Source organism: Glycocaulis alkaliphilus (genome assembly GCF_004000605.1).
Taxonomy (GTDB): Bacteria; Pseudomonadota; Alphaproteobacteria; order Caulobacterales; family Maricaulaceae; genus Glycocaulis; species Glycocaulis alkaliphilus.
The window spans coordinates 20213-40913 of the sequence record NZ_CP018911.1; the positions used below are offsets into that span (position 1 = coordinate 20213).

A 20701-nucleotide genomic window follows, 5' to 3' on the forward strand; every position below is an offset into this window, starting at 1 on the left:
CATGAACCGCAGGACCGTCTCCGTGCTATTCGTCTGCACGGGTAATATATGCCGCTCGCCCATGGCACAGGGCGTCGCCGAGATCATGGCGGCAAAGCTCAACAAATCCATGATGTTTGATTCCGCCGGCACCGGCGACTGGCATGCAGGAGAATCCCCTGATCCGCGCGCCGTCGAAGCGGCGGCCCGGCGCGGCTATGACATCGCCGGCCAGCGTGCCCGCGCGCTGAGCGATGAGGATTTCGCGCGCTTTGACCACATTATCGGCATGGATGCCGGTCACAAGCGCTGGCTGGTCACGGCGCGCGATGTGCGCCGGCTGGAAGAACGCCCGGTCTCCATGCTGATGGACTGGTCGGTAGGCCTGGCGGGCAAGGATGTGCCCGACCCTTACTATGGCGATGGCGCGGCGTTCGAGCACGCGCTGGACCTGATCGAGAAGGGTGTGGACGGCTTGCTCAGGCGGATATGAACAACACCGCGCCCTTGGCATGCCCGCCCGCGCCGCGCTAGACGGGACGCATGCGCACCATCCGCCGGCCCGCCCTTTTCATCATCGCGATTCTCGTCAGCTTCGCTCTGGCAGCTGCCGCCATGATTGTGCTCGCCCTGAAAGGTCTGGCGTGAGGCCATCGCAAGCACTCGAAGCGGGCATTGCGCACGGTAAGCTCGCCGATGACGCCGGTCAGCGGGCCATAGCGCGCCATCTCGATGCACTTATCACGGATATTGAAAGCTGGAATGGCGGCAGGTCCGGCCTGTTCTCGCGCTCCAGGCCTGCGCCCAGAGGGCTTTATCTCTGGGGCGGGGTAGGCACCGGCAAATCGCTGCTGATGGACCTTTTCCACGACGCGGTGGCCCTCAAGGCAAAACGGCGGGCGCATTTCCACGCCTTCATGCAGGACGTGCATGCCCGCATCGCCCGCGAACGCGAAACCAGAAAGGGCGAACCGCTCATCGCCGTGGCTGACGAGATTGCGCGCGAAACCCGGCTTTTATGCTTTGACGAGTTGCAGGTGACCAATGTCGCCGATGCGATGATTCTTGGCCGCCTGTTCGAGCGCCTGTTCGATAAGGGCGTCGTCGTGATCGCCACCTCCAACCGCCACCCATCAGAACTCTACAAGAATGGCCTCAACCGCCAGCTCTTCGAGCCCTTCATTGCCATGATCGAGGCAAAGCTGGAGGTGATGCGTCTCGATAGCGGGCGCGATTACCGTCTGGAACGCCTGACCGCTGCGCCGGTCTACTACACGCCGCTGGACGCTGACGCCGATGCGGCCATGGACGCGGCCTTTGACCGCCTGACGCTCGGCGCGCGGGCGCAAAGCTGCACGCTCACCATTCAGGGCCGCACGCTGGAGGTAGCGAGCGAAGCAGCCGGTGTGGCGCGGTTTGGCTTCGCCGAGCTGTGCGCAAGGCCGCTGGGCGCCGCCGACTATCTCACCCTCGCCGACACCTTCCACACCCTCCTCATCGACCATGTGCCGGTCATGAGCCCAGCAAAGCGCGACGAGGCTGCCCGCTTCGTCACCCTCATCGATGCGCTCTACGATACCCGCGCCAAGCTGGTGATGAGCGCCGAAGCCCCGCCCCAACGGCTCTATCCTGCAGGCGATGGCGCCTTCGAGTTCGAGCGCACCGCCTCGCGCCTGATGGAAATGCAAAGCGCGGAGTATCTGGCCGCCGAACGGCGCAGCTCTACGACTGACGCGTCCAGCGCCAGCTGATCTGACTTTTCCGGTCAGCCCATGGGCAAATCCTCCCGGCGGCGCTAGCGTCTCTGCCGGAAGGACTGGCCGCCCGCTGCGCAACTAGCTGCCTGGATCGGGAACATCCAGATCGAGAATATCACCGGGGCGGCACTCCAGCGCGGCGCAGATGCGCGCCAGCGTTTCAAAGCGCACACCCTTCACCTTGCCGGACCTCAACAAGGAGAGATTGGCTTCGGTAATGCCCACGAAAGCGGCCAGATCCTTCGCCTTCATCTTGCGCCGGGCGAGCATCACATCCAGCGTCACGACGATCTCGGGAATGTCCGGGGTCTGGCTCATCAAATGAAGCTGTCACTGTCTTCTTTAAGCGTAACAGCTTCGCCCATGACACGCGCCATCACGAAGACGAACACACCCGCGCAGAACAGCGCAATGGGAGCCTCGTTGAGCTGCAGGGCAAACCCGCGGTCCACACCGCCAATCCAGTCCAGCAGGGTCGGGCGGAAGATGACAAATGCACCCGCCGCCAGAACAAGCGCGCTGCCGAACTGTTCGATCAGACCGGCATTGCGGCGGGTAAACACCTCTCCGCGCCGGTAATGTCCGCCAAGCCGGACAAGCGCCACCAGGCCGGGTATCAGGAACAGGAAGGGCATGATGTGAACCAGCCCGACAAGGCCCGCATTGAGATAACCCAGAGCACCGTCAGCCCCCAGCGGCCCGTCAGCCAGCACCTCCACCCACTCACGGCCCGCATGGATGACAAGAAGCGCCAGCGATAGCAGGCTGACGACATAAAGCATCGAATCCCAACGTGTTTTCATCTCAGGGCTCCCCCGGTGCTGTAACTGATGCATTCTATAATACAGAAAAATCTTTCTGTAAAACAATAATTTTGCGCAAAGCGCCCCATCACCCGCTTTCGCGTCGACACCGCGTGCGGACATTGCGGAAATCCTCATGCAGCGCTAGACACGCGGCCATCGGTTTTGCGCCGCAGCACGGCCCTGTGTTTTCCGGCGCTCCCTAACAGACGAGGAGAGGCTCATGGCCCGCAAGAAGATTGCCCTTATCGGCGCCGGCATGATCGGCGGCACGCTTGCCCATATTGCTGCGCGCGAGGAGCTGGGCGATGTCGTCCTGATGGACCTGGCGGAAGGCACCGCCAAGGGCAAGGCGCTCGACATCGCTGAAGCCAGCCCCGTGTTCGGCAAGGACAGCCATCTCTCCGGCGGTTCGGTGGAAGACTACTCCCCGATCAAAGGCGCAGATGTGTGCATCGTCACTGCCGGTGTGCCGCGCAAGCCCGGCATGAGCCGTGATGATCTTCTGGGCATCAACCTCAAAGTTATGAAATCGGTCGGTGAAGGCATCAAGAAATTCGCCCCGAACGCCTTCGTGATCTGCATCACCAATCCGCTCGATGCCATGGTCTGGGCCTTGCGCGAGTTCTCCGGCCTGCCGCACAACATGGTGGTCGGCATGGCGGGCGTGCTGGATTCGGCCCGCTTCCGCTGGTTCCTGGCTGAAGAGTTCAAGGTGTCGGTCGAAGACGTTACCGCCTTCGTGATGGGCGGGCATGGCGACACCATGGTGCCGCTGACACGCTATTCCACCGTGGCTGGCATTCCGGTGCCGGACATGATCGCGATGGGCTGGACCACGCAGGAGAAGATGGACGCCATCGTGGACCGCACCCGCTCGGGCGGCGGCGAGATCGTCCAGCTGCTCGGCAATGGCTCGGCCTTCTACGCGCCTGCCGAAAGCGCGATTGCCATGGCCAAGTCCTACCTCAACGATAAAAAGCGCGTCCTGCCCTGCGCCGTGCATCTCAGCGGCGAGTTCGGCGTCAAGGACATGTATGTCGGCGTGCCGGTGGTGATCGGTGCGGGCGGCGCGGAGAAGATCGTCGAGATCAGCCTCAACGCCGACGAACAGACAATGTTCGATCACTCGGTCGACGCCGTGAAGGGCCTTGTGAAGGCCTGCAAGGACATCGATCCGAGCCTGGCGTAACCACACCTGTCATCCTCCGGCCGCTTTAGCGGTCCGGGAGATCCATTCCGGCGAGGAAGCAGAATGCCCTCGTCCTTCGAGACGGCCTTCGGCCTCCTCAGGATGAGGGCAACGCACATACCCTCATCCCTCGGCCACGTGGTGCTCGAAGGACGAGGAAAAGAAAGCCCCGCATTTCAAGGACCACTTCCATGGCACTCAATATCGCAGTCGTTGGCGCAACCGGCGCGGTGGGCAAGGAAATGCTCACCATTCTGGCCGAGCGCCTGTTCCCGGCTGGCGAGGTTCACGCCCTCGCCTCGCGCCGCTCGGTCGGCACCGAGCTGAGCTATGGCGACAAGACCCTGAAATGCAAGGATCTGGAAACGTTCGACTTTTCGAGCGTCGACCTCGTCCTGATGAGCGCGGGCGGCGACGTATCGAAAGAATGGTCCCCGAAAATCGCCAAGGCCGGCGCCATCGTGGTCGATAATTCCTCCGCCTGGCGGATGGACCCGGACGTGCCGCTGATCGTGCCGGAAGTAAATGCCGATGCGCTCGATGACGGCATCAGGAAAGGCATTATTGCCAATCCCAACTGCTCCACCATCCAGACGGTCGTGGCGCTGAAGCCCCTGCACGATGCGGCCGTCATCAACCGCGTATCGGTTGCCACCTACCAGTCCACCTCCGGGGCGGGCGCGGAAGGCATGGATGAGCTGTGGAAGCAGACCCGCGCCATCTATGTGAACGATCCCATCGAGCCACAGGCCTTCATCAAGCAGATCGCCTTCAACGTCATTCCGAAGATCGACGTCTTCATGGAAGATGGCTCCACCAAGGAAGAGTGGAAAATGGTGGTCGAGACCAAGAAAATCCTCGATCCCAAGATCAAGCTCTTTGCCACCTGCGCGCGGGTGCCGGTCTTTGTCGGCCACTGCGTCGCCACGCATATCGAGTTTGAAAACGAGATCAGCGCCAAGAAGGCCCGCTCCATCCTGCGCGAGGCGCCCGGCATCATGCTGATCGACCGCGCGGACGAGGAAGATCCGGCCTTCGTGACGCCGGTGGAAAGCGTCGGCGAGTTTGCGACCTTCGTGTCGCGCGTACGCGAAGACCCGACGGTGGAAAACGGCCTCGCCCTGTGGATCGTCTCGGACAATCTCAGGAAAGGCGCGGCGCTCAACGCCGTCCAGATCGCCGAATTGCTCCTCAATAAGGGTATCGTGAAGGCCTGATGCAGAACCCGTTCGATACAGCCGAACGCAAGGCCTTCCGCGAGAGTGTGGAAGCCTTCGTGGCGCGCGAGATCGCCCCGTTCGCCAATGAATGGGACGAGGCGGGGGATTTCCCCTGGGAGCTACACCAAAAGGCGGGAGCGCTCGGCCTGTTCGGCTTTGCCATTGACGAGGCCTATGGCGGGCTGGGCTTTGACGATGCCTTCATGCGCATGGATAGCGGCGTAGCCCTGTCATACTGCGGCGCGGGCGGGGTCAATGCGTCGCTCGGCTGCCGCAATATCATGACCGGCCCCATCGCCAAGCTGGCGTCTGAAGAGATCAAACTGGCTGTCCTGCCGGAGATCATTTCGGGCCGCGAAGGCGGCGCGCTCGCCATGACCGAGCCATCGGGCGGCTCTGACCTCTCGCGCATGAAGACCCGCGCGGTTAAAGACGGCGATGGCTGGCGCATAACGGGGGAAAAAACCTTCATCACCGGCGGCATGAAGGCGCGCTGGTATGTGGTAGGCGCGCGCACGGGCGGCGAGGGTTTTGGCGGCATCTCGCTGTTTCTGGTGGAGGCGGGCGCTGAAGGCTTCAGCCGCACGCCGATCAAGAACAAGATGGGCTGGTGGGCGTCTGACACCGCCACGCTCCATTTCGATGATTGCTATGTCCCGGCGGGCAATCAGCTGGGCGAAGAGGGCCTCTGCCTCCTCGCGATCATGGAAAACTTCAATTACGAGCGCCTCGCGCTCGCTTCGGGCTGTCTGGGCATGGCGAAGCGCTGCCTTGACGATGCGATCAGCTGGGCGAAGGAGCGTGAGACCTTCGGCAAGCCGCTCATCAGACATCAGGTCATCCGCCACAAGATCGCGGATATGAGCATGCGCATCGATGCGCTGGAGGCTTATCTGCGCGCCATCGCCTGGACCATGAATGAGGGCGAGATGCCGGTCGCAGAGCTTTCCAAGGTGAAGGTGCTCGCCTCCACCACGGCCGAGTTCTGCGCCAGCGAGGCCATGCAGATCCTTGGCGGGGCGGGTTATCTACGCGGGCAGGCGATCGAGCGCATCTACCGCGAGGTGAAGGTGATGGCGATTGGCGGCGGCTCTGAAGAGATCATGCGCGATCTGGCCGTCAAGCAGATGGGGCTTTAACGAGTACGTGCTTCGAGACGCGCTTCGCGCTCCTCAGCATGAGGGATGTCAGTGGAATTTGGCCCTCATCCTGAGGGTGAGCGCAGCGAACGTCTCGAAGGACGAGGGCCTTCGCCCTACTCCCCCGGCGCTTTCGCCCGTATCACCAGCGCGTGGATGGGGCCGGTCAATTCCTCGGCGAGGGCATGATTGACGAGGCGATGCCGCGCAATGCGGCTCTGGCCGGTAAACGCCTCTGACACGATCTCGACGGTGAAATGGCTTTGCCCGCCGGGCCGTGAGCCGGCATGACCGGCATGGGCGGCGCTGTCATCGGTGATGGTCAGCTCAAGGGGGCTGAGCGCCGCTTTCAGCTTGTCTTCGATCACCCGGCGCATCTCTGTCATTTCACCTGTATCCTTCATTGCCCGATAACCCGCGCGGCACCATACTCTGTACCATGGATTCCGGCTTCAAATACCGCCCGCGCTTCAAGGATATCCGCATTCGCCCGCCCGGCGGCAAGCCGGCCGAGGACGTAACCTTGTGCGAGTATCCGCGCTGCAACGAGCACGCCACCGCCAAGGCGCCCAAATCGCGCGAGCGGCTGAACGAGCATTATCATTTCTGCCAGAAGCATGCGGCCGAGTACAATAAGAGCTGGAATTTCTTTGAAGGCATGAGCGAAGGCGCGGCGCAAGCCTATGCCCAGAGCGCGGCCTGGGGCCACCGGCCCACCTGGAATTTCCGCGCAGGTGGCACGGCGCGCGCCAAGGCCCAGCAGGCCAGCACAGACTGGCAATCCGCCTTCATCGATCCCTTCACCCTGTTTGGCGAACGCCCGCCGCCACGCCATGGTGAAGGCGCAGCCGCCCCGAAGGGTCCGCAGCTTGGCCGCCTGCAGCAAAAGGCGCTCGATACGCTGGGGCTGGAGGCCGAGGCCAGCAAGGGCGATGTGCGCAAGCGCTATGCCGAGCTGGTGCGCGCCTATCACCCGGACGCCAATGGCGGGGACCGCTCCCGCGAGGAAGCCCTGCAGCGCGTCGTCGCCAGCTACCAGATTCTCAAGAGCGCCGGGATGGCGTGAGGCGGTGGCCTTGGGCCTTGCGTCACGCCGATCCGCTGGCCAATGCTGCGCATGCGCGCTAGTTACCGTTCCCAGCACACCCGTTTTCACGAATTGACCGGACCGACATGACCGACACGCTCATCGCCGCCAAGCCTGATACCATAGCCGACTGCAAGGCCCTGTTCGGCTTTGATCCCGGCTTTGAGGTGCCTGCCTTCTCCATGCGCGACGAGCACGTGCCCGCGATTGATGAGACCTATGTGTTCGATCCGGCCACCACACGCGCCATTCTGGCAGGCTTTGCCTTCAACCGGCGGGTGATGGTTCAGGGTTATCACGGGACGGGCAAATCCACCCATGTCGAACAGGTCGCCGCACGCCTGAACTGGCCGATGATCCGGGTAAACCTCGACAGTCATGTCAGCCGGATCGACATGGTCGGCAAGGACGCCATCGTGGTGCGTGACGGACAGCAGGTGACAGAGTTCCAGGAAGGCATTCTGCCCTGGGCCGTGCAGCGCCCGGTAGCCCTGCTGTTTGACGAATATGATGCTGGCCGCCCCGATGTGATGTTCGTCATCCAGCGCGTACTGGAAGCCTCCGGCTCGCTGACCTTGCTGGACCAGACACGCGTCATCCGCCCGCACCCGCATTTCCGCCTTTTTGCCACCACCAACACGGTGGGGCTTGGCGATACGACCGGGCTTTACCACGGCACCCAGCAGATCAATCAGGGCCAGATGGACCGCTGGTCGCTGGTGGTGACGCTGAACTATCTGCCCTCAGAGACCGAACGTGCCATTGTTGAAGCCAAGCTCGGCGAGTACGGCAAGACCGAAGAGGGCAAGGCCCGCATCGCCGACATGGTGAAAGTCGCTGACCTCACCCGCGAGGCCTTCATCAACGGCGATCTTTCGACCGTGATGAGCCCGCGCACCGTGCTCACCTGGGCAGAGAACACCGCCATCTTTGGCGATGTTGGCACGGCCTTCCGCCTGACCTTCATCAATAAGTGCGATGAGCTGGAGCGGCCCATCGTGGCCGAATTCTACCAGCGCGTGTTCGGCGAAACACTGGCCGAAAGCCCGGTGAAGGGAACCAGCCCCGGCCGGGCGGCTTGATTTATCGCAAAAATGCGATAAATTGATGAGCTGGACCGTCGAAACACTGAATGCCGAGGTTGATGCGGAACTCGACGCCCTGCCGGCGGACATGCGCGCCCGCTTCACCCGTATTGCGCAGCTGATTGAATCGGTAGGTCTGACGCATATCGGCATGCCGCATGTCCGCCCGCTGGAATCCGGATTGTGGGAGATGCGCATGACAGGCCGGGACGGTATCGCCCGGGCCATCTATGTCACCCGCACAGGCCGGCGGGTTATCGTGGTCGGGGCCTTTGTGAAAAAGACCCAGACAACGCCAAGGCGCGAAATCGAGATGGCGCTGAAGCGGGCAAAGGAGATCATGCCGTGACCAGAGTGAACCGGTTGCATGAAAATTGGGCATCCGACCCGGCCTATACCGAAGCTTATGACAGCATGGCGGATGAGTTTGCGGTAGCGCACGCGCTCATCGAAGCGCGCACGCGCGCGGGACTTAGCCAGGCTGAACTCGCCGAGCGCATGGAAACCAGCCAGTCGGTTATCGCGCGTATGGAGAGCGGGCGCCATCTGCCCTCGACCCGCTCCCTGCAACGCTACGCACACGCCGTAGGCGCGCGGCTGAATATTGCGCTGGTGCCAGCAGCGTGACCTCTACCAGATGCGGGTCACGCCATAGGCGTCGAACGCCCGGTCAGAGCTGACAATCGGCATATCGCCATTGCGGGCCTGCGCCGCGAGAAGCCTGTCGAACGGGTCGCGGTGGTGGAGGGGCATCAGCCCGGCGACAATAACGTCCTCCATGTCGATACCGATCAGCTCGAAACCGTCTGCAAGGCCATCTGAGCGGATCCGCTTCAGTACGCTCGCCATTACCGGCGGGTTTTTGGCACCTACTTTGATCGCGATTTCCCACACCGTGGCGAGGCTGACGACCGGATCACCCGAATCGATAGCCGCGCGCGCTGCCGGGGAGAGGCTGGAGTCTTCGGTGACATACCAGACATAGCTGTGCGTATCGCAGAGCAGTCTCAAGCCTTCATGTCCTCTTCACTGCCATACCAGTCCGCCAGTTCCTCCTCCGTCATGGGGGCAACGAGAAGCGCGTTTTCCTCCGGACTCAGGCGCAGATCGGCCCACTGGCCGGGCTTGCGTTTCGGCTTGGCGACAGGCTTTTCCGCGATCAGGCGCGCGACCGGCTCCTTGCCACGGCGGATGACAATCTCCCCGCCAGCCTCGACCTCGCGGATCAGACGGGAAAGCTGGGTCTTGGCCTCGTGTATCGTGACATATTTCATGGCGCGGCCTTCACTTGGCTAACCGGACTTAGCTAACTTAGCCAAGTTTGACCAAAATGTCCAGAAATCCGCCCTGCAGGTTTGCGCACAAACCCCCTTCGCCTTATGCCGCCACGCCTCTAGGTTAGTCCCCATGACCTCTTCGTCCGACACGCCCGCCGAGACCTTCAAGCGCGCGCTCACAGCCGCGGCGCGGGCGATGGCGCGTGACCGGGAGCTGGAGGTGGCGTTCTCCGGCGACACGGCCACGCTGAGCGGCGGCAAGGCGATCCTGCCCGCCCTGTCGCCTGATCCCGGCCCGCTGGAGGCGGCCCGACTGCGCGGCAAGGCCGACGCTCTGGCGCTCAAACGAGCCCTGCATGACACTGATGCTCACAGTGCCGCCCTGCCGCCCGGCAGCGAGGCGCGCCGCATATTCGATGCGGTCGAGCAGGCGCGCTGCGAGGCGCTGGGCGCGCGCGCCATGAAGGGCGTCGGCGAGAATATCACTGCCATGCTGGAGGAGCGCTATAGCCGCGCCGGTTTCCAGCAGGCCGAAGACCGCCAGAACGCCCCCTTGTCCGAAGCTTTGGCCATGCTGGTACGCGAGCGCATTACCGGCACGGCCACGTCTGACGCCGCCAAAGGCGTAATGAAGGTCTGGCGCGAGGATATTGAAGCCGCCGCCGGTGAAGCGCTGGACCAGCTGGCCGACGCCGCACAGGACCAGCGCGCCTTTGCAAAAGCCTTGCGCGAGGTGATCCGCGATCTCGATCTGGCCGATGAGCTGGGAGATGAGGCCGAAGAAGACCAGCCCGACGAGACAGAGGATTCCGGTCTCGAAAACCCGCCCGAAGAAGGCGATAGCGATAATGATGAGGGCAATGAGGGCGAGGACAGCCAGGAGCGCTCTGACGCGTCCGGCACAGCCGCCGACGAGGAGGACATCTCCTTCGCCGAGGACAGCCAGACCCGCATCGATGCCGAGGATGAGCCGGGCGAGACCATGGAGGCGGCCCGGCCCAACTGGGTGCCGCCAAAGGGCGATGATCCCAATGCCTACAAGGTCTTCACCACCCGCCATGACGAGATAATCGCCGCCGACAGTCTGTGCGATGGCGAGGAATTGTCCCGCCTGCGCCGCACGCTCGACCAGCACCTCAAAGGCCTTGAGGGCGCGGTGGGCCGCCTCGCCAACCGGCTGCAGCGCAAGCTCATGGCCCAGCAGAGCCGGTCATGGGCGTTCGATCAGGAAGAGGGGATACTCGACCCCGCCCGCCTGCCGCGCGTCATCATGGACCCGATGCTGCCGCTCTCCTTCAAGCAGGAGCGCGATACCGAATTCCGCGACACCATCGTCACGCTTCTCATCGACAATTCCGGCTCCATGCGCGGGCGGCCCATTCTGGTGGCAGCTGCCTGCGCCGATATTCTCGCGCGCACGCTGGAACGCTGCGGGGTGAAAACCGAGATTCTGGGCTTCACCACGCGGGCCTGGAAGGGCGGGCGCTCGAAGGAGGACTGGCTGGCCGCCGGCAAACCGCCAAATCCCGGCCGTCTCAATGATCTGCGCCACATCATCTATAAGGGCGCCGACGCGCCCTGGCGGCGCACGCGCAATAATCTGGGCCTCATGCTGCGCGATGGCCTGCTGAAGGAGAATATCGACGGCGAGGCCCTGCAATGGGCGTGGAAGCGCCTGCTGGCGCGGCCAGAACAGCGCCGCATCCTCATGGTCATTTCTGATGGTGCGCCGGTCGATGACGGCACCCAGTCGGCCAACTCACCCGCCTATCTGGAAAAACATCTGCGCGAGATGATCCGCTTCATCGAAACGCGTTCCGAAGTGGAACTCCTCGCCATCGGCATCGGCCATGACGTGACGCGCTATTACAAACGCGCCGTCACCATTGTCGACGTGGAACAGCTGGCCGGCGCCATGACTGACCAGCTGGCCAGCCTTTTTGATGAAAAGCCGCGTACCCGCGCCCGGCGGGAGACCGGCACCACGCCGCGCAAACCTGCAGGCGATGGCCTGTCGGCGCTGAAGCGCGCCGTCAGCGCGGATACCGGGCGCGGCGTGCGCTAGGCAGGTGCGCTCAAAGCCCTCATCCTGAGGAGGCCGAAGGCCGTCTCGAAGGACGAGGGTTTTATTCTGCACCAGGTCCCGGCTCTGCGCTGCGCTTGGCCGGGAGTTCAGCCCAATTCTACGTCACTCCCCCTGCCAGACGATTTCCCCGCCAATCACCGTCATCACGGGCCGGGCGTGGCGTAAATCCAGATCGTCTGCCGTCATCAGATCCATGTCGAAGACGGAGAAGTCGGCGAGCATGCCGGGCTGGATCGTGCCCAGCTCCTCCTCGCGGAAGGCGGCAAAGGCCGCATTCGCGGTGAAGAGGGCGAGCGCCTCATCGCGTGAAAGCGCCTGTTCAAGATGCCAGGTTTGAGGGTCGGCAAAGCCATCAAGATCACGCCTCACGGTGGCCGCATAGAACTCGATGCGGGCCTCACCGCGCTCCACCGGCGCATCAGACCCGCCCGCTATGACCGCGCCGCTGTCTGTAATGTCGCGCCACGCATAGGCCCCTGAAAGCCGCTGCGCGCCGAGGCGGGCAGGCGCAAAGTGGAGATCACCAATGGCGTGGGAAGGCTGCATGGAGGCGATAAGGCCCAGCTCTGCAATGCGCGGCAGGTCAGCGGGGCTGACGATTTGCGTGTGCTCGATCCGCCAGCGGGGCTCAGCTATAGCGCGTTCCTCAACCGGCACGCGGGCATAGGCGGCCTCCACCCAGTCCAGCACCAGCCGGTTGCCAAGATCGCCAATGGCGTGGATCGCCAGCTGCACCCCGTCGCGCAGGGCGTCATCCATCATCGCGCCGGCTTCTTCCGCCTGCATCAGGACAAGGCCACGGTTCGCCGGATCATCGGCATAGGGGTTGATAAGCGCCGCGCCGCGCGAACCCAGCGCGCCGTCGGCATAGAGCTTTACCGCCCGCGCGGTAACCTGCCCTGATCCGTGCTGGCGCGGCGCGTTGGCGGCCACATCTGCGTAGTCACCCGGATTGGCCGAGACATGGACGCGAAGGGCCAGCCGGCCTTCATCGGCAAGACGTTCAAGGATCGCCGCATCTGAATAAGGCACGCTCATATCGTGGACGCCGGTCCAGCCATAGCTGGCCATCACGCGTGCGCCCGTCTCATAGATTTCCAGCCGTTCGGCCTCTGTCGGTTCGCCCAGCAGCGCGCGGAACGGGGCCATGGCGGTATCGATGATCATGCCGGTCGCCCGGCCGTCCTCACCCCGCAATATCGCCCCGCCATCAGGGTCGGGGGTTTCGTCTGTCACGCCCGCCGCCTCAATCGCGGCTGTGTTGGCAACCAGCGCGTGACCATCGGCGCGGATCAGGATGACGGGCCGGTCAGAGACCACCGCATCGAGATCAGCGGCGTTCGGAAAGCGGGCTTCCGGCCAGTGCGTCTCGATCCAGCCGCGCCCGAACACCACGCCTTCGCTGTTGGTTTCAGCATAGGCGGCGACGCGTGCCTGCAGGTCGGCAATGGACGTCGTTTCCTCCAGGTTCAGCGTGCGCTCGCGCTGGCCGATCCCGATGAGGTGGGCGTGAGAGTCGGTAAAGCCCGGAAACATGGTTGCGCCTGCCAGATCAACCGTCTCGGTACCGGCATCTGTAAACTCTGCCAGCCCCGCCGCCTCGCCCGCATAGACGATCCGGCCCTCACGCACCGCGACAGCCTCTACTGTGCTGCCAAGCCCGGTATGAATGATGCCGCCAGTGAAGATCCGCTCCGCCGCTTCGCTGGCCGCCGGCCCGTTTTCAGACATGCCGTTACAGGCCGCCAGAAGCCCCGCAGAAACGATTGCCATGAGTGTGGTGGTGCGTGCCATCCGGCTCTCCCGAAGCGCTTGAGCGGGCAAGCTAGGCCGGTTGGCGGCAAAAAGAAAACGCCCGCCTCAAGCGAGACGGGCGTTTGATCTTTCCAAGGCAGGAAGAAGGGGGCTTAGGCCGCCGCTTCGCCTTGTGCCTTTTTCAGCTCGCGCTTCACTTTCAGCGCGCCAGCCGAGAGGTTCTCGTCGCGGGCTTTGAGCAGGAACGGGTCGAGACCGCCCACATGGTCCACGCTGCGCAGGGCTTTCGCCGCAATGCGGAATTTGAACGCGCGGCCCAGAGCCTCCGACGCCAGCGTGACGTCGATCAGGTTCGGCAGGAAGCGCCGGCGGGTCTTGTTATTGGCGTGGGACACGTTGTTGCCCGACATTGGGCCGGTCCCGGTCAGTTCGCAGCGGCGCGCCATGGCTTCCACCTTCTCTTGCAAAGTCGCGTTCTAGAATATTGTCTCGCGCAAGGAAGAGCCTCCAGCGCAAGGAGCGCGGGTGTTAGCCGAGAGGGCGCGCAACGTCAAGCCGGGCCTGTATATGAGCGCGCTGCCTGAACCGGATGCCACAACACTGCCGTGTTCATCGTGCAGACAGCTTGGGAACGCGATAGAATATCTGTGCAATCATCCTGCTGGAGCGAACCATGCGATTGAAAGCCCTTCTGGCCATGACGGCCCTGGCCGTTCTGCCCGCCCTGCCAGCCAGCGCAGACACGGGAACCCGGCTCGCCGCACCGCCTGAAAGCCTGTTTGTCCAGTATTCCGGGTCATTATTGCTGATCCCGGTCGCGAACATCTCCATCAACGCGGTCTGGCCGGGCGACACCTATTCGGCAACCGCGACCTTCCAGTCAGGCGGACTGCTGCGCTGGTTTGACGATACCAATATCGAGGCCGGTGTTTCAGGCTATGTCCGCGAGGACGGGCTGGACCCCTGGCGCTATCAGCACCTCAACCATGCCAGCGGCAAGGGCCGGATCGTGGCGGTTCATTTCGAGGAGGGTATGGCCGTGCCCGACATTAACCCGCCTTTCGGCTCGATGGGTGATCCGGCGGCCAGCGATGAAGACCGGACGGGCGCGATTGATCCGATTTCGGGCATTCTCAACATGATGCTGGCCGCACCGATGACCGCCAATGGCGAGCCCTGCTCGGGCAGCGTCCCGATTTTTGACGGCCGCGCCCGCTATAATCTGCGTCTGGAAAATGGCGGCATGGGCAATGTCAACACGCGCGCCTGGTCTGGTGAGGCGCTGGTCTGCCGCGCCTATGTGGAACCGATCAGCGGCTATGAGGAAGGCAAACGCCCGACCGAGGAAGATACGCGCCGTCCGGTCACGATGTGGCTGGCCCAGCACGGTGAAGTCTGGGTGCCGGTGCGCTATCGCGCCAATACCCGTATCGGCAATCTGACGATCAGCGCCACGCATCTGCGCGTGGGCGGCTAGGCGAAATTCACAGCCAGGCCGAGCCGGTCAAGGACCCGCGCCAGACGCCTGTCGCGGGTCCATAAGCCTTGCAGCGCACCCAGCTTTGCCGATGCGGCAAGATGTGCGTCAACATAACCGATACCGCTGCCCGCAAGACCGTGCTGATCGATAAGGCGGCGCACCTCCTCATCAGCGGCCACGGGCGCGGCGGGCAGGTTTTCCAGATCAGCCAGAATATCCGCCCGGTCTGACAGGTTTCCAAGTGCCAGCTCACCAATGATGAAGGGATGGCACACGGCCTGACCATTCATCAGCAGACCCGCCAGATGCGGCTCGCCGGAACGCAGATGATCTACCCACACCGATGTGTCGACGAGGATCAAGCCGGTTCGTCCTGCCGCCGGGGAACGGGCCGCAGATCTGGCTGAGTGCCCCCCAGCCGGGCAAGGCGGCGCGCGCTCTCGCGCTCGATCAGGGCCTTCATGGCTTCGCGCACCAGGGCAGCGCGCTCTTCAATACCTGTAAGCTTTACGGCCTTTTCGAGCAGCGCGTCATCAAGGTTCAAGGTCGTACGCATGGCGGCGCCTCCGATACAGGCACCAATAATAGCATCATATGATGCTATATTCCATGCCTGCCATCCGCCCTTAAACCGGCGCGCGCTACGCCCTATCTTTCAGGCGTGAAAGCGAGGCGGTCATGCCCACGCAAGGCGAGATCACGGCGGTTCTCGGGCCGACCAATACCGGCAAGACCCATCTTGCCCTGACGCGCATGCTGGGGCGCTCCTCCGGCGTGATGGGCCTGCCTTTGCGCCTGCTGGCCCGTGAGCTTTACGACCGCGTAGTCAAGGCCAAGGGGCCGGGGGCGGCGGCGCTGATCACCGGCGAGGAAAAGATCGTGCCGAAAAGCGCGCGCTATTTCCTCTGCACGGTGGAGGCCATGCCTCTGGATATGCGCCCCGCCTTCCTCGCGATCGACGAAATCCAGCTCGCCGCAGACCCGGACCGGGGCCACGTCTTCACTGACAGGCTCCTGCATGCGCGCGGGAGCGAGGAGACCATGCTGCTGGGCTCCTCGACCATGGCGCCCATGCTCTCCCGGCTGGTACCCGATGCGCAAAGGGTGGAGCGCGAACGCTTTTCCACCCTCACCTATTCTGGCCCGAAAAAGCTCGGCAAGCTGCCGCGCCGCTCCGCCATTGTCGCCTTCTCGGCAGAAGATGTGTACGCGATTGCAGAGCTGATACGCCGCCAGCGCGGCGGGGCCGCTGTGGTGATGGGCGCGCTCTCCCCGCGCACCCGCAACGCGCAAGTTGAGCTCTACCAGTCCGGCGAGGTGGACTATCTCATCGCCACCGACGCTATCGGCATGGGCCTCAACATGGATGTCGACCATGTCGCCTTTGCCGCCTTCTCCAAGTTCGACGGCCATCGCCGCCGCCGCTTGCGGCCCGACGAGATCGGCCAGATTGCCGGGCGCGCAGGCCGCTTCCGCTCCGATGGCACGTTTGGCGAGACAGGTGATGCACGCGCGCTCGATGCCGAGACCATTCAGGCGGTAGAGAACCATGAGTTCGCGCCGGTGACGAAGCTGACCTGGCGCAATAGCGCGCTGGACTTTTCCTCGCTGGAAGCCCTTCGCAACTCGCTGGCAAGGCCCTGCCCCGCCAAAGGGCTGGAACGGGTGCGCGGCGCGCTGGACGAGCAGGTGCTTGAAACCCTGAGCGCGGATGGCGAGGTGCGTGGCTGGACGCGCACGCGCGGCGGACTGGAAACCTTGTGGGATGTCTGCCGCATCCCTGATTTCCGCAAGACCACCGTGGACGAGCATGCCCGCCTGTCGCGCCAGATATACGCCTATCTGATGAGCCGTGAGGGGGTGTTGCCCGATGCCTGGCTGGACGGTCAGCTGGCGCGTGTGTCCGGCACGGCCGGTGATGTCGCCACCCTGTCCCAGCGTCTCGCCCATGTGCGCACCTGGGCCTATGCGGCCAACCGTCCCGGCTGGACACGCGACCCGGCCCACTGGCAGGCACGCACACGCGAGGTGGAAGATGCGCTGTCGGACGCCCTGCACGAAGCCCTGATGACCCGTTTCATCGACCGGCGCACCTCAGCCCTTGTGAAGGGCCTGCGCGACAAGACCGATCTGGCCGCCGGGGTGGACCATCGCGGTGAGGTGACGGTAGAGGGCCATTTTGTCGGCCGCCTCAAGGGCCTGCGCTTTGCACCCGACCATGCGGGCGGGCCGCTGGCGCAGCGCGCGGTCACCGGCGCGGCACTCAAGGCTGTGCGCCCGGAGATCAACCGGCGGCTCGGCGAGTTGGCGCGCGCGGACGCGGCCGATCTGGAGCTGGATGGCGACGGTTATCTGGTCTGGCAGGGCGAGCGGACGGGAAAGCTCGCCCGGTCGGCAGACCGGCTGAACCCGGACGTCGTGCTCGTCGGCGGGGAACTGGGCGCGGCAGAAGCGATTGCCAGGGCGGCGCAGCGCCTGCAGCGCCACGTTGCCGGAGAGGTGTCGCGTCATCTGGGCGCCCTTGTCGCGCTCAAAAACCGGACCGGCGCCGATTCCGGTCTGGACGGGCTGGCGCGCGGTATAGGCTGGCGGTTGGTGGAAGCAGGCGGCGCCATGCCCCGCCACGAACTGGCCAGTGACATAGCCCAGCTGTCCGCCCATGAGCGCCGCCAGCTGCGCAGCGCCGGAGTGCGTATTGGCGAGCACGCGGTCTTCCTGCCCGCCCTGCTCAAACCCCGCGCTGCCGGCCTCAACACGCTTCTTCATGCTGTGCATGCAGGCGACGCCGAGGCACGTTTCCGCCCGGCCCCCGGACGGGTATGCCTGCCCGCCCCGCAGGGCCGGCCGGCAACGGAAATGGCGTCAGCCGGCTATCTCGTCTGCGGGTCGCTGGCGGTGCGCATCGATATGCTGGAGCGCCTGGCCGATGCGGTGCGCGAAGCAAGAAAACCGCATCCGCGCGGCTGGTTCGCGCTTGATGACACCATGATGGCCCTGCTCGGCCTGCCGATGGACGGTCTGGAGCAGGTTGTGCGTGCCCTTGGCTATACCCGCGTGAAAAAGGCGGCTGACAGCACGCCGGACCTCTGGTCAGCAACCCGCAAGGCGCGCAGCAAGCCCGCAGACATCACCCGGCCTGCCACGCCGCCTGACGCCGCCAGCCCCTTCGCCCGGCTTGCCGAACTCGACTTGCCTCGCGCTCCGGCCCGGCGGCCTGCAAACAGCGGCAGAAAGCCCCGGCGCAAACGCGCTCCCCGTGCCGCGAAGGGATCGGGACCCACATGACTGGGCCAGCCTCCGGCGACGAAGCGCCAGAGCGTATCCGTATTGATATCTGGCTGTTTCGCGCGCGCTTCCTCAAATCGCGCGCGCTGGCTGCCGATCTCGTCAATCGCGGCCATGTCAGGCTGGAACGGGGTGGACAGATCGTCAAAATTGCCAAGGCCGCCCATATCATCCAGCCCGGCGACATTCTCACCCTGCCGCTCAGACCTGTGCCGGCACGCATCGAGGTTTGCGCCATAGGCGAGCGGCGCGGCCCGCCTGCCGAGGCCAGAACGCTATACCGGACGCTGGATATCGCAGGACCGTGATTGACAAACCCCTTTGCGGGTTCCATCTCCGGCGCGCCGCCTGTCCGCCTTCCACGCCAACCGGAAACCTGACGCTGCCATGACCTATATCGTCACTGACGCCTGCATACGCTGCAAGTTCACCGATTGCGTGGAAGTCTGTCCTGTGGACTGCTTTTATGAAGGCGAGAACATGCTCGTCATTCATCCCGACGAGTGCATTGATTGCGGCGTGTGTGAGCCGGAATGTCCTGTAGAGGCCATCAAGCCGGACACTGAAGACGATCCAGATGGCAAGTGGCTTGCCCTGAATTCAAAATACGCCACGGCCTGGCCAAACATTACCGTCCGCAAGGACCCGCCTGCAGATGCCGCTGAATTCGAGACGGTGTCTGGCAAGTTGGACAAGTACTTTTCCGACAAGCCGGGCTCAGGCGATTAACTTCGTATTTACTGTTGTGGCGAAACCGTTAAACATTCACAAACGCAGCAATTGAATTTCTGTCACGATTGTGGTAGCTTGTTCGTCTTCGATAACCGCGCCTGAAGCGGACCCCTCAGGGAATTGCTTTGATCTGATCTATTGTCTTCACCATCACTTCCCCGGTTCTCACCGGCGGGAGGGCTGTTGACAATTATCAGTGCCCCGAAGGCTCCGTGCGCGCTGGCCAAGAGAGTGTCGATGACCAAGAAAACCGCCAATGACAACAAGTCCTTCAAAAAAGGTGATTACATCGTCTATCCGGCTCACGGCGTAGGCCGCGTGACCGGGTGGAGAAGGAAACCGTGGCAGGCTTCGATATTGAAGTTTATGTCGTTTCCTTCGAGCAGGACAAAATGACACTGCGAGTGCCAACCGCGAAAGCCATCGCGTCAGGCATGCGTCCGCTGGCCAATGACAAAGTGCTGGCCGACGCCCTGAAAACCCTGCGTGGCAAGGCCAAGGTGAAGCGTACCATGTGGAGCCGCCGCGCCCAGGAATATGAAGCCAAGATCAATTCCGGCGACCTGATCTCCATCGCCGAAGTGGTACGCGACCTGCACCGGCACGAAGACCAGCCCGAACCCTCCTATTCCGAGCGCCAGCTTTATGAATCCGCGCTGGACCGGATGGTGCGCGAGGTTGCTGCCGTGGAGAAGGTCGACCGTGACAAGGCGCTGGAAATCCTCTCCACCTCCTTGCAGAAGAAAGCCGCCTAAGGCGCACGCTTCCTTCCCGATCTGACGAAACGCCCCGCCCTTGCCGGCGGGGTGTTTTCGTTTGCGCCCGGCCCGGCTGCACAGAATGAGGCACAAATATGATCCGGTGAACGCGGTTCACCGTAAAGGCTGGTGAAATCCGATGCCGCCCTTGCCGGAGTAGCGTCCATGTCCACCCAGCCTTCTGCCCGCCGCAGTGCCGATCCTGACCGCCAGTTCATGAAAACGGCCATGGCCGTACCGCTGCTGGAGCGCGAGGAAGAACTGGCGCTGGCAACAGCCTGGCGCGAGGAGGGTGATGAGCAGGCCCTGCACAAGCTCACCACGGCCTATATGCGCCTCGTCATCGCGGTGGCGGCACGTTTCCGCCAGTACGGCCTGCCCTTCGCTGATCTGGTGCAGGAGGGCAATATCGGCCTGATGCAGGCGGCAGCCCGGTTCGAGCCGGAGCGGGGCTTGCGCTTTTCCACCTATGCCAGCTGGTGGATACGCTCTTCGATCCAGGATTATGTGCTGCGCAACTGGTCGATCGTGCGCACCGGCACCACGGCCGCCCAGAAATCGCTGTTTTTCAATCTGCGCCGCCTGCGCGCCCTGATCAGCGATGTGAGCGGGGGCGCACTGACGCCGGAAAACCGTGCCTATGTCGCCGAAGCGCTCAAAGTCGGTGAAGACGATGTGGACGCGATGGCCGCACGCCTGGCCGCCGTTGACCGCTCGCTGAACGCGCCCTTCACCGAAGAGGGTGAAGGCGAGTGGCAGGATCTGCTCGCTGATGACCGCCCTGACCCTGAAGCGGCTGTGATGGATGCGCGCGACACGGCCACGCGCCAGAACTGGATCAGCGAGGCCATGAGCCGCCTGAGCGAGCGCGAGCGTCACATCATCACGCAGCGCCGCCTTACCGAAGAATCCGTCACGCTGGAAAAGCTCGGCGAGGAGCTGGGTATCTCCAAGGAGAGGGTGCGCCAGATCGAACATCAGGCGCTGATGAAGCTGAAAAAATCCCTGACCGAAATTGTCGGCGATCCTGAAGAGGCCGGACTGGTTCCGGCAGGGTAGCCTGTTG

Annotated in this window: 24 protein-coding genes and 1 pseudogene; 16 read left to right on the plus strand and 9 right to left on the minus strand. The window is 63.5% G+C overall.

Annotated features, from left to right (window positions below):
- Window position 1 precedes the first annotated feature (1 nt).
- Together X907_RS00105 and zapE are read left to right on the plus strand one after the other, a co-directional pair.
- Window positions 2–472: a low molecular weight protein-tyrosine-phosphatase gene (locus tag X907_RS00105; protein ID WP_127565044.1), complete on the plus strand. Its 471-nt coding sequence runs from the start codon at window positions 2–4 to the stop codon at window positions 470–472.
- 151 nt (window positions 473–623) lie between these two features.
- Window positions 624–1730, plus strand: a complete 1107-nt coding sequence (gene zapE / locus X907_RS00110) for a cell division protein ZapE (RefSeq protein WP_233352431.1) — start codon at window positions 624–626, stop codon at window positions 1728–1730.
- An 84-nt stretch (window positions 1731–1814) separates the two neighbouring features.
- Here zapE and X907_RS00115 read toward each other — a convergent pair whose 3' ends face one another.
- A complete protein-coding gene (locus X907_RS00115; protein ID WP_127565046.1) occupies window positions 1815–2054 on the minus strand; it encodes a helix-turn-helix domain-containing protein in 240 nt (79 codons plus the stop codon).
- Window positions 2054–2539, minus strand: coding sequence for a DUF2975 domain-containing protein (locus X907_RS00120; RefSeq protein WP_170175400.1), 486 nt, complete (start codon window positions 2537–2539; stop codon window positions 2054–2056). The genes X907_RS00115 and X907_RS00120 overlap by 1 nt, the downstream gene beginning before the upstream one ends.
- Before the next feature lie 223 nt (window positions 2540–2762).
- On the opposite strand from X907_RS00120, the gene mdh reads away from it, so the two are divergent.
- The 3 genes from mdh (at window position 2763) to X907_RS00135 (ending at window position 6090) form a co-directional block, all read left to right on the plus strand.
- Window positions 2763–3731 carry a malate dehydrogenase gene (gene mdh / locus X907_RS00125; protein ID WP_127565048.1) on the plus strand — a complete coding sequence of 323 codons (969 nt, stop codon included), beginning with the start codon at window positions 2763–2765 and terminating at the stop codon, window positions 3729–3731.
- 191 nt (window positions 3732–3922) lie between these two features.
- Window positions 3923–4948, plus strand: a complete 1026-nt coding sequence (locus X907_RS00130) for an aspartate-semialdehyde dehydrogenase (RefSeq protein ID WP_127565049.1) — start codon at window positions 3923–3925, stop codon at window positions 4946–4948.
- Window positions 4948–6090, plus strand: a complete 1143-nt coding sequence (locus X907_RS00135; RefSeq protein ID WP_127565050.1) for an acyl-CoA dehydrogenase family protein — start codon at window positions 4948–4950, stop codon at window positions 6088–6090. Before X907_RS00130 ends, X907_RS00135 begins: the two co-directional genes overlap by 1 nt.
- 116 nt (window positions 6091–6206) lie before the next feature.
- Here the strand turns inward: X907_RS00135 and X907_RS00140 are convergent, their stop codons facing one another.
- The gene (locus tag X907_RS00140; protein ID WP_127565051.1) at window positions 6207–6476 is read right to left on the minus strand and encodes a BolA family protein; all 270 of its coding nucleotides are present in this window, start codon (window positions 6474–6476) and stop codon (window positions 6207–6209) included.
- 53 nt (window positions 6477–6529) lie between these two features.
- Here X907_RS00140 and X907_RS00145 point away from each other — a divergent pair, with 53 nt between their 5' ends.
- From X907_RS00145 to X907_RS00160, 4 genes are all read left to right on the plus strand, one after another.
- Entirely contained in the window at window positions 6530–7156 is a 627-nt protein-coding gene (locus X907_RS00145; RefSeq protein ID WP_127565052.1) for a J domain-containing protein, read from the plus strand.
- Between the two features lie 107 nt (window positions 7157–7263).
- Window positions 7264–8259 (plus strand): cobaltochelatase subunit CobS, encoded by a 996-nt coding sequence (gene cobS, locus X907_RS00150; RefSeq protein WP_127565053.1) that lies wholly within the window; start codon window positions 7264–7266, stop codon window positions 8257–8259.
- A 25-nt stretch (window positions 8260–8284) separates the two neighbouring features.
- On the plus strand, window positions 8285–8611 hold the full coding sequence (locus X907_RS00155) for a type II toxin-antitoxin system RelE/ParE family toxin (RefSeq protein WP_127565054.1): 327 nt from the start codon (window positions 8285–8287) through the stop codon (window positions 8609–8611).
- Window positions 8608–8889 (plus strand): helix-turn-helix domain-containing protein, encoded by a 282-nt coding sequence (locus X907_RS00160; RefSeq protein WP_233352434.1) that lies wholly within the window; start codon window positions 8608–8610, stop codon window positions 8887–8889. Before X907_RS00155 ends, X907_RS00160 begins: the two co-directional genes overlap by 4 nt.
- Before the next feature lie 3 nt (window positions 8890–8892).
- Here the strand turns inward: X907_RS00160 and X907_RS00165 are convergent, their stop codons facing one another.
- Window positions 8893–9273: a type II toxin-antitoxin system VapC family toxin gene (locus X907_RS00165; RefSeq protein ID WP_127565055.1), complete on the minus strand. Its 381-nt coding sequence runs from the start codon at window positions 9271–9273 to the stop codon at window positions 8893–8895.
- Window positions 9270–9536: a type II toxin-antitoxin system Phd/YefM family antitoxin gene (locus X907_RS00170; protein ID WP_127565056.1), complete on the minus strand. Its 267-nt coding sequence runs from the start codon at window positions 9534–9536 to the stop codon at window positions 9270–9272. The genes X907_RS00165 and X907_RS00170 overlap by 4 nt, the downstream gene beginning before the upstream one ends.
- 133 nt (window positions 9537–9669) lie before the next feature.
- Here X907_RS00170 and cobT point away from each other — a divergent pair, with 133 nt between their 5' ends.
- On the plus strand, window positions 9670–11604 hold the full coding sequence (cobT, locus tag X907_RS00175) for a cobaltochelatase subunit CobT (RefSeq protein WP_127565057.1): 1935 nt from the start codon (window positions 9670–9672) through the stop codon (window positions 11602–11604).
- Window positions 11605–11727: 123 nt separating this feature from the next.
- On the opposite strand, the gene X907_RS00180 is transcribed toward cobT, so the two are convergent.
- The gene (locus X907_RS00180) at window positions 11728–13419 is read right to left on the minus strand and encodes an amidohydrolase (protein ID WP_127565058.1); all 1692 of its coding nucleotides are present in this window, start codon (window positions 13417–13419) and stop codon (window positions 11728–11730) included.
- Between the two features lie 113 nt (window positions 13420–13532).
- Entirely contained in the window at window positions 13533–13826 is a 294-nt protein-coding gene (rpmB, locus tag X907_RS00185) for a 50S ribosomal protein L28 (protein WP_127565059.1), read from the minus strand.
- A gap of 227 nt (window positions 13827–14053) precedes the next feature.
- Here rpmB and X907_RS00190 point away from each other — a divergent pair, with 227 nt between their 5' ends.
- Window positions 14054–14857 (plus strand): DUF3108 domain-containing protein, encoded by an 804-nt coding sequence (locus X907_RS00190; protein ID WP_233352435.1) that lies wholly within the window; start codon window positions 14054–14056, stop codon window positions 14855–14857.
- On the opposite strand, the gene X907_RS00195 is transcribed toward X907_RS00190, so the two are convergent.
- On the minus strand, window positions 14854–15222 hold the full coding sequence (locus X907_RS00195) for a type II toxin-antitoxin system VapC family toxin (RefSeq protein ID WP_127565060.1): 369 nt from the start codon (window positions 15220–15222) through the stop codon (window positions 14854–14856). The genes X907_RS00190 and X907_RS00195 overlap by 4 nt on opposite strands.
- Entirely contained in the window at window positions 15219–15416 is a 198-nt protein-coding gene (locus X907_RS00200; protein WP_127565061.1) for a type II toxin-antitoxin system VapB family antitoxin, read from the minus strand. The genes X907_RS00195 and X907_RS00200 overlap by 4 nt, the downstream gene beginning before the upstream one ends.
- Window positions 15417–15538: 122 nt before the next feature.
- Here X907_RS00200 and X907_RS00205 point away from each other — a divergent pair, with 122 nt between their 5' ends.
- From X907_RS00205 to X907_RS00225, 5 genes and pseudogenes are all read left to right on the plus strand, one after another.
- Entirely contained in the window at window positions 15539–18145 is a 2607-nt protein-coding gene (locus X907_RS00205) for a helicase-related protein (RefSeq protein WP_127565062.1), read from the plus strand.
- Window positions 18142–18453 (plus strand): RNA-binding S4 domain-containing protein, encoded by a 312-nt coding sequence (locus tag X907_RS00210; protein ID WP_127565063.1) that lies wholly within the window; start codon window positions 18142–18144, stop codon window positions 18451–18453. The genes X907_RS00205 and X907_RS00210 overlap by 4 nt, the downstream gene beginning before the upstream one ends.
- Before the next feature lie 79 nt (window positions 18454–18532).
- The gene (gene fdxA, locus X907_RS00215) at window positions 18533–18874 is read left to right on the plus strand and encodes a ferredoxin FdxA (RefSeq protein WP_127565064.1); all 342 of its coding nucleotides are present in this window, start codon (window positions 18533–18535) and stop codon (window positions 18872–18874) included.
- 240 nt (window positions 18875–19114) lie between these two features.
- Window positions 19115–19632 (plus strand): annotated as a pseudogene (locus tag X907_RS00220) (CarD family transcriptional regulator).
- Between the two features lie 168 nt (window positions 19633–19800).
- Window positions 19801–20694: an RNA polymerase factor sigma-32 gene (locus tag X907_RS00225; RefSeq protein WP_127565065.1), complete on the plus strand. Its 894-nt coding sequence runs from the start codon at window positions 19801–19803 to the stop codon at window positions 20692–20694.
- Window positions 20695–20701 lie beyond the last annotated feature (7 nt).